Origin of the sequence: Alkalicoccus saliphilus, assembly GCF_003044065.1 — a bacterium.
In the GTDB taxonomy this organism is placed as follows: domain Bacteria; phylum Bacillota; class Bacilli; order Bacillales; family Salisediminibacteriaceae; genus Alkalicoccus; species Alkalicoccus saliphilus.
This window is the reverse complement of record NZ_PZJJ01000005.1, coordinates 16777-31027: the sequence shown is the minus strand read 5'-3', so window position 1 is coordinate 31027 and position 14251 is coordinate 16777. Positions and strand designations below refer to the sequence as shown.

Annotated in this window: 13 protein-coding genes; all 13 read left to right on the top strand. The window is 43.7% G+C overall.

The features are described 5' to 3' along the window. Window positions 1-11 precede the first annotated feature (11 nt). The 13 genes from C6Y45_RS04620 (at window position 12) to C6Y45_RS04560 (ending at window position 14107) form a co-directional block, all read left to right on the top strand. The gene (locus C6Y45_RS04620) at window positions 12-734 is read left to right on the top strand and encodes a GntR family transcriptional regulator (RefSeq protein WP_107583864.1); all 723 of its coding nucleotides are present in this window, start codon (window positions 12-14) and stop codon (window positions 732-734) included. A gap of 111 nt (window positions 735-845) precedes the next feature. Continuing rightward, on the top strand, window positions 846-2108 hold the full coding sequence (gene yfmF / locus C6Y45_RS04615) for an EF-P 5-aminopentanol modification-associated protein YfmF (protein WP_245922557.1): 1263 nt from the start codon (window positions 846-848) through the stop codon (window positions 2106-2108). A 2-nt stretch (window positions 2109-2110) separates the two neighbouring features. Beyond that, entirely contained in the window at window positions 2111-3406 is a 1296-nt protein-coding gene (yfmH, locus tag C6Y45_RS04610) for an EF-P 5-aminopentanol modification-associated protein YfmH (protein ID WP_107584000.1), read from the top strand. Then, window positions 3406-4125, top strand: coding sequence for an elongation factor P 5-aminopentanone reductase (ymfI, locus tag C6Y45_RS04605; RefSeq protein ID WP_107583863.1), 720 nt, complete (start codon window positions 3406-3408; stop codon window positions 4123-4125). Before yfmH ends, ymfI begins: the two co-directional genes overlap by 1 nt. Before the next feature lie 91 nt (window positions 4126-4216). Then, a complete protein-coding gene (locus C6Y45_RS04600) occupies window positions 4217-4981 on the top strand; it encodes a DUF3388 domain-containing protein (protein WP_107583862.1) in 765 nt (254 codons plus the stop codon). Between the two features lie 27 nt (window positions 4982-5008). Then, complete coding sequence (locus C6Y45_RS04595) at window positions 5009-5851, top strand: helix-turn-helix domain-containing protein (protein WP_107583861.1); 843 nt, start codon at window positions 5009-5011, stop codon at window positions 5849-5851. A 247-nt stretch (window positions 5852-6098) separates the two neighbouring features. Then, window positions 6099-6677: a CDP-diacylglycerol--glycerol-3-phosphate 3-phosphatidyltransferase gene (gene pgsA, locus C6Y45_RS04590; RefSeq protein ID WP_107583860.1), complete on the top strand. Its 579-nt coding sequence runs from the start codon at window positions 6099-6101 to the stop codon at window positions 6675-6677. A 14-nt stretch (window positions 6678-6691) separates the two neighbouring features. Next, on the top strand, window positions 6692-7939 hold the full coding sequence (locus C6Y45_RS04585; RefSeq protein WP_107583859.1) for a competence/damage-inducible protein A: 1248 nt from the start codon (window positions 6692-6694) through the stop codon (window positions 7937-7939). A gap of 4 nt (window positions 7940-7943) precedes the next feature. Beyond that, the gene (locus C6Y45_RS04580) at window positions 7944-9536 is read left to right on the top strand and encodes a DEAD/DEAH box helicase (protein ID WP_107583858.1); all 1593 of its coding nucleotides are present in this window, start codon (window positions 7944-7946) and stop codon (window positions 9534-9536) included. A gap of 244 nt (window positions 9537-9780) precedes the next feature. After that, a complete protein-coding gene (gene recA, locus C6Y45_RS04575; protein WP_107583857.1) occupies window positions 9781-10845 on the top strand; it encodes a recombinase RecA in 1065 nt (354 codons plus the stop codon). Between the two features lie 412 nt (window positions 10846-11257). Then, on the top strand, window positions 11258-12820 hold the full coding sequence (rny, locus tag C6Y45_RS04570) for a ribonuclease Y (protein ID WP_107583856.1): 1563 nt from the start codon (window positions 11258-11260) through the stop codon (window positions 12818-12820). Between the two features lie 95 nt (window positions 12821-12915). Then, the gene (locus C6Y45_RS04565) at window positions 12916-13710 is read left to right on the top strand and encodes a TIGR00282 family metallophosphoesterase (protein ID WP_107583855.1); all 795 of its coding nucleotides are present in this window, start codon (window positions 12916-12918) and stop codon (window positions 13708-13710) included. A 136-nt stretch (window positions 13711-13846) separates the two neighbouring features. Beyond that, complete coding sequence (locus C6Y45_RS04560) at window positions 13847-14107, top strand: stage V sporulation protein S (RefSeq protein ID WP_107583854.1); 261 nt, start codon at window positions 13847-13849, stop codon at window positions 14105-14107. The last annotated feature ends 144 nt before the right edge of the window (window positions 14108-14251 follow it).

Sequence of the window (14251 nt, the reverse complement as noted above, 5' to 3'; positions counted from 1 at the left end):
GGGAAAACGGGATGATTAAATCAGACTCAAGACCTTTATATCTTCAAGTAATCGATAAAATAAAAGATGATATTGAAACAGGAAATTATGAAACAGGTGAGCGGCTTCCTTCAGAGTTTCAACTTTCCAAACAGCTCGGAGTAAGCCGGGCGACTTTAAGGGAAGCACTGCGTATGCTGGAAGATGAGAGTGTTGTGATCCGTCGTCATGGAGTCGGGACCTTTATTAATTCCCGGCCGCTGTTTTCTTCCGGGATCGAGGAGCTGTTCAGTGTTACTGACATGATTCGGAGGGGAAAGAAGGAGCCAGGAACTATTTTTTTATCTTCTTCAATAAATACGGCAGAAGAGGAAGATAAACACAGGTTTCATAATGATGATCTTAATGAAATGATAACGATTGAACGTGTCCGTACGGCCGACGACGAGCCCGTCGTGTACTGCCTCGATAAAATTCCGGCACAGCTTGTAAGTGATTACGTTCCTCATGAAAATCAATCCCTGTTTGACCAGCTTGAAAAGAAAGGGACCACTATCGCCTATGCCATGACTCAGATTGAGCCGATAGGCTATCACGATACTATTTCAGAAATACTTGAATGCGGGCCTGAAACAGCTCTGCTCGTTTTGAAACAAATGCATTACGATGAAAATGAAGAACCCGTGCTTTACTCTATAAACTATTTCCGCGCAGATAAATTCAAATTTCACGTCTTAAGAAAACGTGTATTTTAACAGTTTGAACAGGTGAGAGGAACTATATTTTCTTACAGGTGTCCAGAACGAAAAATTGTATAAAATGGATAATAAGAGAAGTTAAACTAATGGAAAGAAAGGATGATCTGATTGGAAAATGTAACAATCAACTCTATTAATACACATATTATGCCGGTGAAAACTTTTAAAACAACAACCTTCGTACTGCAGGTACGTACAAAACTTTCGAGAGAAACTGTGACCGCGCGGGCCCTTCTTCCTTCCGTACTGGAAAGAGGAACTGAACATTTTCCGGGCAGACAGTATATACAGGGGGCCCTTGAAGAATTATACGGCGCCCACCTGACTGCTGATGTCGTAAAAAAAGGAGAACACCACGTAATTACGTTCCGGATTGAAGTTGCTAATGAAAAATTTCTTTCAGATAATACACCGCTTACCGGCCGGGCGGTTCAGCTTCTCGCTTCTGTACTGCTTTATCCCCTCACTGAAAATGAGAGTTTTCCGGCAGAGGCAGTAGAAGAGGAAAAAAGATCCCACCGTCAGAAAATCGCCGGTATTTACGATGACAAAATGAGGTATGCCGGTATGAGGCTGAATGAGGAAATGTGCAGGGCAGAAGCTTATGCACTTCCTATACTCGGGTTTGAAGAAGACCTGGATAATATAACAGGGGCTTCCCTCTACGAAGTATATAAACAAATGCTCCGGGAATCAGTGCTGGATTTATATGTTGTAGGTGACGTGGAAGAAGAAGAAATTAAAAATTTTGTTGAGCAGTATCTGCAGGTAACAAACAACGAGCCTGTGCCCTACAGCACAGAAGGTACTAAAGAATCTGAGAAGCCCCGCCTTGTAAAAGAGGAACAGCAGATCCAGCAGGCCAAGCTTCACATAGGATACCGGACAGGAACAACGTTTGGTGATAAGGATTACTTTGCTCTGCAGGTATTCAACAGTCTGTTCGGGGGTTCTCCTCATTCCAAGCTGTTTGTGAATGTCCGGGAAAAAGCCAGCCTGGCTTATTACGCAGCTTCACGTGTTGAAAGTCACAAGGGACTGCTTCTCGTACTTTCCGGCATTGAATCAGACAAATACGAAGAGGCTGTAACCATTATAGATAAGCAGATGGAAGACATGAAATCCGGGAATTTTACAGAAGAAGATATCTCCCAGACGAAAGCAGTCCTGAAAAATCAAATTCTGGAAACTATCGATGTGCCAAGAGGAAGAATTGAACTGGAGTATCATGGAGCAATAGCAGGCCGGAAGATCAGGGCCGAAGACTGGGTTAAAGAAATTGATCAAGTATCCAAAGAAGATATTGTCCGGGCAGCTTCCAAAATAGTTAAAGATACTACGTACTTTCTTTATGGAAAGGGAGGGAATTAATGATGGAGCAGGTAGCATTCGATCAGCTTCAGGAAACTTTATATAGGAAAAAACTTGCGAATGGGCTGGATGTATTCATTCTTCCAAAACCGGGGTTTAACAAAACTTATGCAACTTTCACAACAAAATACGGGTCGGTAGATAACGAATTTGTTCCTCTGGGAGAAAAGGAAAGCGTAAAAGTTCCGGATGGAATAGCCCATTTTCTTGAACATAAAATGTTTGAAGATGAAAATGGTGATGTTTTTCAGGATTTCAGCAGGCAGGGGGCAAGTGCCAATGCTTTTACGAGCTTTACGAGGACAGCTTATTTATTTTCAAGTACCTCCAACGTAGAAACAAATTTGAAAACTCTGCTGAATTTTGTCCAATATCCGTATTTCACGGAGGAAACAGTGGAAAAGGAAAAAGGAATAATTGAACAGGAAATCAGCATGTATGAAGACAACCCAGACTGGCAGAACTTTTTTGGTCTCCTGCAGGCTATGTATCAGAACCACCCTGTCAAGACAGATATAGCCGGGACAGCAGAGTCTATCGGCCGTATCACAAAAGATGATTTATATATGTGCTACAGGACATTCTATCATCCGGCAAATATGACAATGTTTATTGTTGGAAATGTAGAACCGGAAAAAGTGATGAATTTTATTGAACAGAATCAAAAAGAAAAGAATTTTCCGGCAGCCGAAAGCCCACAGCGCTTCTTTTCGGACGAGCCGGGCCAGGTGTCCGAAAAGATGAAAACAATTCCGATGCCTGTAAAAGTAGGAAAGACACTGGTAGGCATTAAGGAATCAGAACCGGATAAGCAGGGCAGGGAACTGCTGAAACATGAACTTTCTGTTCAGCTCCTTCTGGAAATGATGTTTGGTCAAAGTTCGAAAAATTATCAGGATCTTTTTTCTTCCGGTTTAATAGATGATTCTTTCAGCTTTGACTATACGGCTGAAAAAGGTTTTGGTTTTACTGTGATTGGAGGAGATTCCAGTGAACCTGAATCATTGGCAGGAAAAATTACTGAGTTAATCGAAGAGTTTAAAAAGCAGCCCTTCGACGAAGAAAGCTTCAGGAGAATCAGAAAAAAGAAAATTGGTTTTTTCCTCCGGGCAATGAATTCACCGGAATACATCGCCAATCAGTTTACGAGGTATTACTTTAACGACATGCACCTTTTTGATGTGATTCCTGTGCTCGAAGAACTTACGCCTGAAAGTCTCCAGTCAACCCTGCAGACTCATTTTGACACAGAGACGAGGCTTTCAGCCTGTGTAATAAAGCCGGAGGTCAGTGAATAATGAAGCCCTGGGCTTTAATTACAGGAGCTACAGGCAGTATTGGACAAGCTGCAGCTGAGGCCCTCGCTGAAAAGTATAATTTGATTCTTCACTACTGCCACAATAAAGAAAAAGCGGAAAAGCTTAAGGAAGAGCTTGTCCCAGTTACTAAAGTAACGCTTTTCCAGGCGGATTTTAATAATCCCGGTCTTACGGTGGAAACACTGGCAGAGCTTCCGGATACTCCAGCCCTGCTCTTACACAGTGCGGGAGTATCCAGGCCGATGCTGTTTCAGGAGGAGGCATTCGGAAAAATGAGTGAAGAAATGAATATTGCTGTCATAACTCCTGCGGCCATCATCCGTTCCTTGCTTCCTCATATGATTCAAAGACAGAGTGGAAACATTATTTTCGTTTCGTCCATCTGGGGAGAAACTGGAGCGTCGATGGAAGTCACCTACTCTACCTGCAAAGCTGCACAGAATGGTCTTGTTAAGTCTTTAGCGAAGGAAACAGCTCCAAGCGGCATACGTGTCAACGCAGTAGCTCCTGGAGCGGTAGAGTCAGATATGATGAAAATGTATTCTCCTGAGGAGCAGCGGGAGATTACGAGTGAAATCCCTTTATCACGGTTTGCAAAACCTGAAGAAATAGCGTCCTGTATCACTTTTCTTTCAGAAAAAGATTCCAGTTATATCAGCGGCCATGTTCTTCAGGTAAACGGTGGATGGTATACTTAAACAAATCATCCATGTCAGCTTTTCTTTTCAAACGTCCCACTTACGTTTATGATATAAATAAACAGCTCTGCTGTAGAAGGGGTGTGCAGTGATGGAAAAGAAGGAATGGTATATGGAATACCAGATACACGAAAACCGTCCGGGTCTGCTTGGTGAAATTGCTTCGCTTCTCGGAATGCTGCGTATTAACATTTCCACTATCAATGGAGTAGAGCATCAGCGGCGTGGTCTTCTGATCCGGAGCCAGAGTGATGAAGCAATCATGCGCCTCAGACACATTATGGATACGATGGATGTTATCACACTACTGAAACTCCGGGAGCCTAAACTCCGGGACAGGCTTGCTGTGCGTCACGGCCGGTACATCGTCCGCGATGAAGACGAAAAGAAAACATTCCGCTTTGTGAGGGATGAACTCGGTATTCTTGTCGATTTTATGGCGGAAATATTTATGAAAGAAGGACACCGCCTTATTGGAATCCGGGGCATGCCGCGGGTCGGTAAAACAGAATCGATCGTAGCTGCCAGCGTCTGCGCCAACCGCAAGTGGTCATTTCTGTCCTCCACGTTATTAAAGCAGACAATACGGAGCCAGCTGGCGGATGATGAAATGCTCGAAGATAACATATATATAATAGATGGAATTGTGTCTACCATGAGAGGATCTGAAAAACACCACATGCTCGTTTCTGAAATGATGCGTCTTCCTGCAACGAAAGTGGTGGAACATCCGGATATATTCGTGAGGTCCACAGAATATACGATTGATGACTTTGACTACATCATTGAACTTCGAAGTGATGAAAATCAAGTAATTTCCTACGAAGATGTGGAACAGGAATATTCTTCTTTTTAATATTACCTTTAGTTAGTAGGTGGGAGAATGTCAGAACTGGGTGAAAAGCTAAAATCAGCACGGCTTGAAAAAGGATGGTCACTGGACGAACTGCAGAAAAGAACAAAAATTCAGAAAAGATACCTCGAGGCAATCGAGGAGGGGGATTTCTCCAGCATGCCCGGAGACTTTTACGCGAGAGCATTTGTAAAAACGTATGCTGAGACTGTCCATCTCAATACCACGGAAATTTTTGCCGCTTATGAAGAAGAGCTTCCCAAACTTGAAAAACCGGAAGCTGCCGATCTTCCCCGAAGAGCTGAACGTACCCGTACAGCCGGAAGATCCAGACCCAATTCCTCTTCCTCCCTGCTGCCGACACTTTTCGGCATTGGTTTTATTTTAATTGTCGGACTCGCTGTATGGTTTTTTATTCAGGATAACGATCAGCCTGAAAGAACTGCTGTGAACAATGATCAGCAGGAAAATGGTGTGGAAGTGAACGACAATCCTGCAGACGAAAGCGGGAATGAAAATTCCGGGGAGACCGATTCAGATAACGATAACAACAATGAGGGCGGAAGCCTCAACTTTTCTGAGCAGGAGGACAACAGGTTCTATTACACATTCGATGGCCCGGAAGAATGGGAAATCGAGCTGAATTTTACCGGAAACAGCTGGATTCAGATTCTTGATGAAAATGACAGTGAAATTCACCAGCAGGAGCATGGAGAAGGAGAAGAAATATCTTTCGATCTGAACGGTGACGACGCTGTAACTTTCAATCTCGGCAATGCCAGAACTGCCCGCATATTTATTAATGGAGAAGAATTAGAATATGTTAACGATCAGACCCGAAAGTATGTTATAGTTGAAAGAGTTTCTCCGTAAAAGAAGTGCCCTTCCGGCCTTTTAGTCTGGATATGGGTGCTTTTTTTTTGACTTCAGCCGGTGTCCATCGGCATTTGCTGATTTAAACTGTAAATTAAGTGGTATAGTAAGCATATAATCAGCGGCGCGCATCAATTGATAATAAGTAACCAGAAAACAGAAAGATCGTTCGCATTTAATGGTGGTTTTTGTTAAAATAAATACGGCTTACATATCAGTTGTACTCAGTCTGCTCAGGGAGGGTACTATGAATATACCTAATCAGATTACAATCTCGCGAATATTGCTAATACCAATTTTTATGATTTTTCTACTGATCGATTTTAACTGGGGATCGTTAGGTATTCTCGGAGCTGAGGTCCCTGTCTCCCATTTTATTGCTGCCATTATTTTCATAGTCGCAGCAGGAACAGACTGGCTTGATGGCTACTACGCCCGTAAATACAACCTGGTCACTAACATGGGGAAATTTCTCGATCCGCTTGCGGATAAACTGCTTATCACTGCAGCATTTGTCGGCCTGGTCGGGCTGGATATGTTTCCGGCGTGGGCTGCTGTTGTCATTTTAAGCAGGGAATTTGCTGTTACCGGCCTGAGACTGGTTGCTTCCGGAAGCGGGGAAGTGATCGCTGCGAGTATTTGGGGCAAGTGGAAAACTGTAAGCCAAATTGTAGCTGCTGCTGCTGTTCTTTTGCATAACCCCGTGTTTGCACTGGCAGGAATCCCGTTTGATCTTATTATGATTTACACTGCAGTAATATTGACAGTATTTTCCGGGGTGGATTATTTTATTAAAAATAAACATGTTCTTACAAGTGCGGAGTAGGAGGAACTATTTAAATGAATGCAGAAATTATCGGAGTAGGCTCTGAACTTATTCTCGGACAGATTGATAACACTAATGCTACTTTTCTATCCAAGCAGCTTTCTTCAATCGGGATCGATGTGTATTTTCATCAGAACGTCGGGGATAATAAAGATCGTCTCAGGGACGCTGTGGAAACAGCTGTCGCCCGGGCAGATATTCTCATCCTGACAGGAGGGCTTGGTCCCACCAAGGATGATATTACACGGGAGACAGTGTCCGAAATGATTGGCCGCAAACTTGTATATGATGAAAATGCTAAAGATCAGCTGGAAGTATTTTTTCGCGACCGTGACCGCCCTATGACGGATAATAACCTGAAACAGGCACTTGTGCCTGAAGGAGCTGAATCATTTCCCAATGATGAGGGGCTTGCCTGGGGATCGGCGGTAGATCATAACGGGACACTGATCATAATGCTTCCCGGGCCGCCGAGAGAGCTTCATGCAATGTTCCGGAGTTATGCACTTCCTTATCTCACAGGTCAGCTGAACGACCATCAGGAAATACTGTCTTCTGTACTCCGTTTTTACGAAATTGGAGAGTCACGACTTGTCGAAAAAATCGATGATCTTCTGGAACAGCAGACAAATCCTACGATTGCCCCGCTTGCTTCAGATGGAGAAGTAGCCCTTCGTCTTACAGTAAAAGGATCTTCCCGCGAAGAGAATGAAACGCTTCTTCAGGAAATGAAGGAAAAAATACTCGACCGTGCAGGGGATTATTGTTATGGAGAAGGCGATAAGGAACTGGAGCAGATCGTAGCCGATATACTCCGTGATAATAAATTAAGCGTTGCTTCTGCTGAGAGTCTCACAGGAGGGGCTTTTGCGAATACGATGACTAAGTTTCCGGGAGCCTCTATGATTTTCCCGGGCGGCGTCGTATGTTATAGTAATGAAGCGAAGCAGGCGTCGGTTGGTGTTCCTAAAGAAGTTCTTGATGAGCACGGTGCAGTAAGTGAAGAAACTGCAGAAGCAATGGCAGAAGGTGCCAGAGATCTGTTCAAGTCAGACTACGGCGTCAGCTTTACTGGAGCGGCCGGTCCTGATCCGATGGAAGGTTATGATCCGGGAGAAATGTTTATCGGTATTGCGAGTCCTTCCGGTACAAAAGGTCATTTTGTTAAAATCAAAGGCAGCCGCAGCAGAATCCGTACGTACGCGGTGAAACAAGCTTTATATTTATTGTTTCAAGAGTTACGAAATAAAAAAGGTGGATGAATTAATGGAAACGAAGTTTGAAGAATTCGAAATATCTAGCAGTCTGCAAAAAGCAATCAAGGAAATGGGCTTTGAAGCCCCTTCTCCTATCCAGGAAAAAGTAATTCCTGAAATTTTAAAAAAGCACGACGTAATTGGTCAGGCTCAGACAGGAACAGGAAAAACAGCGGCATTCGGTATTCCGCTCATCAACGATGTAAACTCCAAGCAGAAGCATATCCAGGCGTTGATTTTAACTCCTACACGTGAACTGGCTATCCAGGTAGCAGGAGAATTTCAAAAGCTTTCAAAGCATACGAAAGTGCAGACGCTTCCTGTTTACGGCGGTCAGTCAATCGGCCATCAAATCAAAACGCTGAAACGTGGGGTACAGGTAGTAGTCGGTACACCCGGTCGTATTCTTGACCACGTAAACCGTGGAACAATCAAGCTGGACCGTATTAATACACTCGTGCTTGATGAAGCCGACGAAATGCTTGATATGGGCTTTATCGATGATATTGAAAAAATACTCAAAAACGCCAATGAAGAGCGTCAGACGCTGCTCTTCTCTGCAACAATGCCTCCGGCAATCCGAAAACTTTCCAATAAGTATATGACGAAACCGGAACATGTAACGATTGATAAGGGAGAAGTCGCTGCACCTTCCATTGAACAGGTTTATTACAAGGTGCTTGAGAAAAACAAACTTGAATCCCTGACCCGCATTATCGACAGCGAAACGCTGGATCTCGGTATAATCTTCTGCCGTACGAAAAAAGGCGTATCAGAACTTACAGAATCCCTTCAGGCCAGGGGTTACATGGCAGACGGGCTTCATGGAGATCTTACGCAGTCGCAGCGGGATGTAGTTATGAAAAAATTCCGTAAGTCGACTATTGAATTTCTTGTCGCGACAGACGTCGCAGCCCGTGGTATTGACGTTCAGAACGTTACTCACGTTATTAATTATGATATACCTCAGGATCCTGAAAGCTATGTACACCGTATTGGACGTACGGGAAGAGCAGGTCGTGAAGGTATCGCAATCACTCTTGTTACACCACGGGAAATGAAACATCTGCGTTCAATTGAACGTGAAATTAAAAACCCAATTCCCGCACGTGGTATTCCTTCTATAGAGGAAGTAGTGGAAAAGCAGCAGGAAGGATGGAAAGCTCAGATCGTTCAACTTATTGAGGATAACGAACAGGACGACTCCCTGTATTCATCACTTGTTGCTGACCTGCTCGGTGAGTATCCGTCAGACAAAGTAGTCAGCTCCCTCTTGAAGCTTGCTTTCTACAGCCACGATGATACTAAAAAGTCAGAAGCCTACGACTTTGGTGACACCGGTGCTCAGAAAGGCATGACCCGGTTCTTTATAAACGTTGGAAGAAATGTGGATATGACGCCTAAAAAACTCGTGGACGATGTAGCGAAGCTTGTAGGCATCAGTCCAAAAGTGATTGGTAAAATCGACATTTTTGAAAACTTTACGTTCATGGAAGTGCCGCAGGAATCAGCACCTTTCGTGTACGAAGGTCTTAAGCACGCTCGTGTAGGCGGAGCCAAGATTAATCTGGAACCAGCAAAGCCCCGTCCAGGAAGAAAATAATATTCAAACATCCGCTTCTCTTTGATTGACGAAGCGGATGTTTTTATAATATACTATAAATAAGCGAACGGATGTTTGCAAAAACCTCTGAATTATAACTTTGCCTAATTCTGAAAATAGAAATTGCAGATGCGGAGGAATTCAGCGCGGGCCGGAATATTTCAGAAACATTCCGGGCGTATACAATTCCGGATTTGAAGACAAAGTTTTAAAATACAGAAACATTCAAAGGAGAGATGTATTCGTGTCAGATAGAAAACAGGCGCTGGACATGGCGCTCAAACAAATTGAAAAACAGTTCGGTAAAGGATCAATTATGAAACTCGGTGAACAAACAGACCGTCGGGTCTCTACTATTTCAAGCGGCACACTTGCACTGGATATTGCTCTTGGGGTCGGCGGCTATCCAAGGGGACGTGTCGTGGAAATATACGGCCCTGAGTCTTCCGGTAAAACGACTGTAGCTCTGCATGCTATTGCAGAAGTACAGCGTAACGGCGGACAGGCTGCTTTTATTGATGCAGAACATGCTCTTGATCCGGTTTATGCCCAGAGACTCGGAGTCAATATAGATGAACTGCTTTTATCCCAGCCGGATACAGGCGAACAGGCACTGGAAATTGCAGAAGCACTTGTCCGAAGCGGAGCGGTTGATATGATCGTTGTGGACTCTGTAGCAGCCCTGGTCCCGAAAGCGGAAATTGAAGGGGAAATGGGGGACAGCCATGTAGGACTCCAGGCGCGCCTCATGTCCCAGGCTTTAAGAAAGCTTTCCGGGGCGGTTTCTAAATCTAATACGATTGCTGTTTTCATTAACCAGATCCGCGAAAAAGTAGGTGTAATGTTCGGTAATCCGGAAACTACTCCAGGAGGACGGGCGTTGAAATTTTATTCTTCTGTACGTCTGGAAGTACGCCGGGCAGAGACATTGAAGCAGGGAAATGAAATGATAGGTAATAAAACAAAAATAAAGGTTGTTAAAAACAAAGTCGCTCCTCCATTCCGAACAGCTGAAGTGGACATTATGTACGGAGAAGGTATTTCCAGAGAAGGATCGCTTATTGATATGGCTTCTGAGCTTGATATTATTCAAAAAAGCGGTGCCTGGTACTCCTATGAAGGTGAACGAATGGGCCAGGGCCGTGAAAATGCCAAGCAGTTCCTGAAGGAAAATGAAGGAACGATGGAAGAAATTGAGCGTCGGGTCAGAGAACATTACGGACTCCTTGAACCACTTGAAGTGGAAGCACCGGAAGCACCGGGAGATGCTGAGGATCCGGAAGATGAAAGCGGACTTAATTTAAAATAATTTTTCTATAAGATAAAAACCGGTATGGAATTGTTCCTGCCGGTTTTTTAATATTGTTAAACTAAAACCAGGTTCAACTATAAAAAATCGGGTCGAAGTTTGTTAACGATAAATTTCAGAAAGCTCCAGAAGAAAAATCACGTATAACTAACAGAATTCAGATCTTAAACATCGGCTCTCATATTTTTGTTCCGACAATACCAAACAAGACTTTAAACATAGTAAAAACCCTGAAATTTCCAGTGCTTGACATAATACTTTTGGAAGCATACAATTAATTAGGAACACTTTATTACAGGCCGTTTTTCGCTGGTTTGTCTGTGAAGATATGTTCTTAAATTTAGTGCTAATGATTTAGTAAGACGTAAAAATCAGCTCTACTTCAGAAATAGCATGAGGAGGTGAGTCAATCATGAATTTGACGCTGCAAATCCTCATTTTGCTATTCACTGCAGTAATCGTGTTCTTTGTCGGATATTTTGTACGTAGATCTATTGCAGAAGCTAAAATTTCCAGTGCGGAAAGGCTTGCAAAGCAGACAATAGAAGATGCGAAGAGGGAAGCAGAATCCAGCAGGAAAGAAGCCGTGCTGGAAGCTAAGGATGAAGCCCACAAAATCCGTCTGGAAGCGGAGCAGGAGCTTCGCGACCGGCGTACCGACATTCAAAAGCAGGAGAACCGATTAGTTCAAAAGGAAGAAGTCCTTGATCGTAAAAGTGAGACGTTGGACAAAAAAGAAGAAGCACTCGAAGTCCGGGAGCAGAAGCTGTCTGAACGTCAGCTCGAAATCGACGACATGAATAGCAGAGTCGAGGAACTGGTAAAGAAGCAGCAGGAAGAAATGGAAAGAATTTCAGGATTTACGAAAGATGAAGCAAGGGACATGATTATGGAAACGATGGAGAATGATCTCCGTCACGAAAAAGCAGTTTTCATTAAAGATTATACGTCCCGTGCGAAAGAGGAAGCTAACAAAAACGCGAAGGAAGTTCTGTCACTTGCAATTCAGCGGTGCGCAGCGGATCATGTAGCAGAAACTACTGTGTCTGTCGTCAATCTGCCCAACGATGAAATGAAGGGACGGATTATCGGGCGCGAAGGTAGAAATATTAGAGCGCTTGAAACGCTGACTGGAATCGATCTTATCATTGATGATACGCCGGAAGCTGTTATATTGTCCGGATTCGATCCGATCCGACGTGAAATTGCTAAAACTTCCCTTGAAAAATTAGTGCAGGATGGACGTATTCACCCTGCACGAATTGAAGAAACGGTGGAGAAATCACGCCGTGAAGTTGACGAAATGATTCGGGAATACGGAGAGCAGACGACATTCGAGATGGGAATTCATAATCTGCATCCAGACCTGATAAAAATTCTCGGACGGTTAAAATTCCGTACAAGCTACGGACAGAACGTTCTGAAACATTCCGTGGAAGTAGCTCATCTGAGTGGAATTATGGCAGCTGAACTCGGAGAAGACGTACAGCTTGCAAGAAGAGCAGGCCTCCTTCACGATTTAGGCAAGGCAATCGACCACGAAGTGGAAGGCAGCCACGTGGAAATTGGTGTTGAGCTCGCTACGAAGTACAAAGAACATCCTGTAGTGATTAACAGCATTGCTTCGCATCACGGCGATACTGAAGCAACGTCTGTTATAGCCACACTCGTTGCAGCTGCTGATGCTTTATCTGCTGCACGTCCCGGCGCAAGAAGAGAGACGCTGGAAACATATATTAAGCGTCTTGAAAAGCTGGAGGAAATTTCCGAGTCCTTTGAAGGAGTAGAAAAAACGTATGCTATCCAGGCAGGACGGGAAATTCGTATCATGGTAAAACCTGATACTATTTCTGATGAAGATTCCTATCGTCTTGCAAGAGACATTACAAAGCGTATCGAAGACGAACTTGATTACCCTGGTCATATCAAAGTTACTGTGATAAGGGAGACAAGGGCTGTGGAGTACGCTAAATAGCTGGATTCTAAAGAGCTGTCCCGCAGGCACCAAGTTGCTGTCTGCGGAATAGCTCTTCTTTTTTGACTAATTTAGAGAAAGAGGCAGGGTACAAAATGAAAATAATGTTTATTGGCGATATAGTAGGTTCACCAGGGCGCGATATTTGGAAACAGTATGCAGCCCGTCTGAAAAGCAAATATAAACCTGGATTAACAATAGTGAATGGTGAAAATGCTGCAGCTGGAAAAGGTATTACTAAAAAGATTTATCATGAACTGCTGGAAGCCGGAGCGGACATTCTGACGATGGGTAATCACACGTGGGATAAAAAAGAAATTTTTGACTTTGTGAGTGAAGCTGATAAAATGGTTCGTCCAGCTAATTTTCCTCCTGGAGTACCTGGAGAAGGCCTTCGATATATTAAATCAGGGAAAAAGAAAGTGGCAGTAATAAACCTGCAGGGCCGGACGTTTATGCCGCCGATAGACTGCCCTTTTCAAAAAGCGGACGAGCTGGTGGCAGCTGCAGAAAAAGAAACATCCATAATATTTGTTGATTTTCACGCCGAAGCAACAAGTGAAAAGCAGGCTTTGGCCTGGTATTTAAATGGGAGGGTTTCAGCAGTTATCGGTACCCACACTCATGTTCCAACAGCAGATAATCGTATTTTGGATAAAGGGACTGCCTATATGTCAGATGCAGGAATGACAGGCCCTCATAACGGCATTCTTGGAATGGATCGTGAAGTAATTATCAATCGTTTCCTTACGGGGCTTCCCGGACGTTTTGAAGTCACAGACGGCCCTGTTCAGCTGAATGGTATCGTTGTTGAAATTGACGATACTACCGGGAGGAGCACCTCCATACAGCGAATCCATATTAGTGAAGATGCTCCTTTTTTCGACTAGATATTCTTTTGAGGTTTAGCAGGTGTAAGAAATGTGGTAAAGGTTAAAAAGAATGTACTGCACCAGACAGGAAGCAAAAATATACCAGACAATGTGGCTTGTATTACGCTTTTCCAATTTGAAGGAGGTACTTTTCATGGAAATTTTAAAAGTCTCAGCTAAATCCAATCCCAACTCTGTCGCTGGTGCACTGGCGGGAGTAATCCGTGAGCGAGGAACTGCTGAAATTCAGGCAATAGGTGCGGGTGCACTTAATCAGTCTGTAAAAGCAGTAGCCATTGCCCGGGGATTTGTCGCGCCGAGCGGAATTGATTTAATCTGCATTCCTGCTTTTACTGACATTGAAATAGATGGCGATGAAAGAACGGCAATAAAACTGATTGTAGAACCGAGATAAGCTTATAAAACCGGGATTTCCCGGTTTTTTTGCTGTCAGCTCATTTTTCAACTGCCTGCTGCAAGCAAAGTTTTTAATGTAAAGAGGAAGATTTTCGTTAGAAACATATTAGTGTAAACTGCGCACAGCTTCAACGTCTCAGGA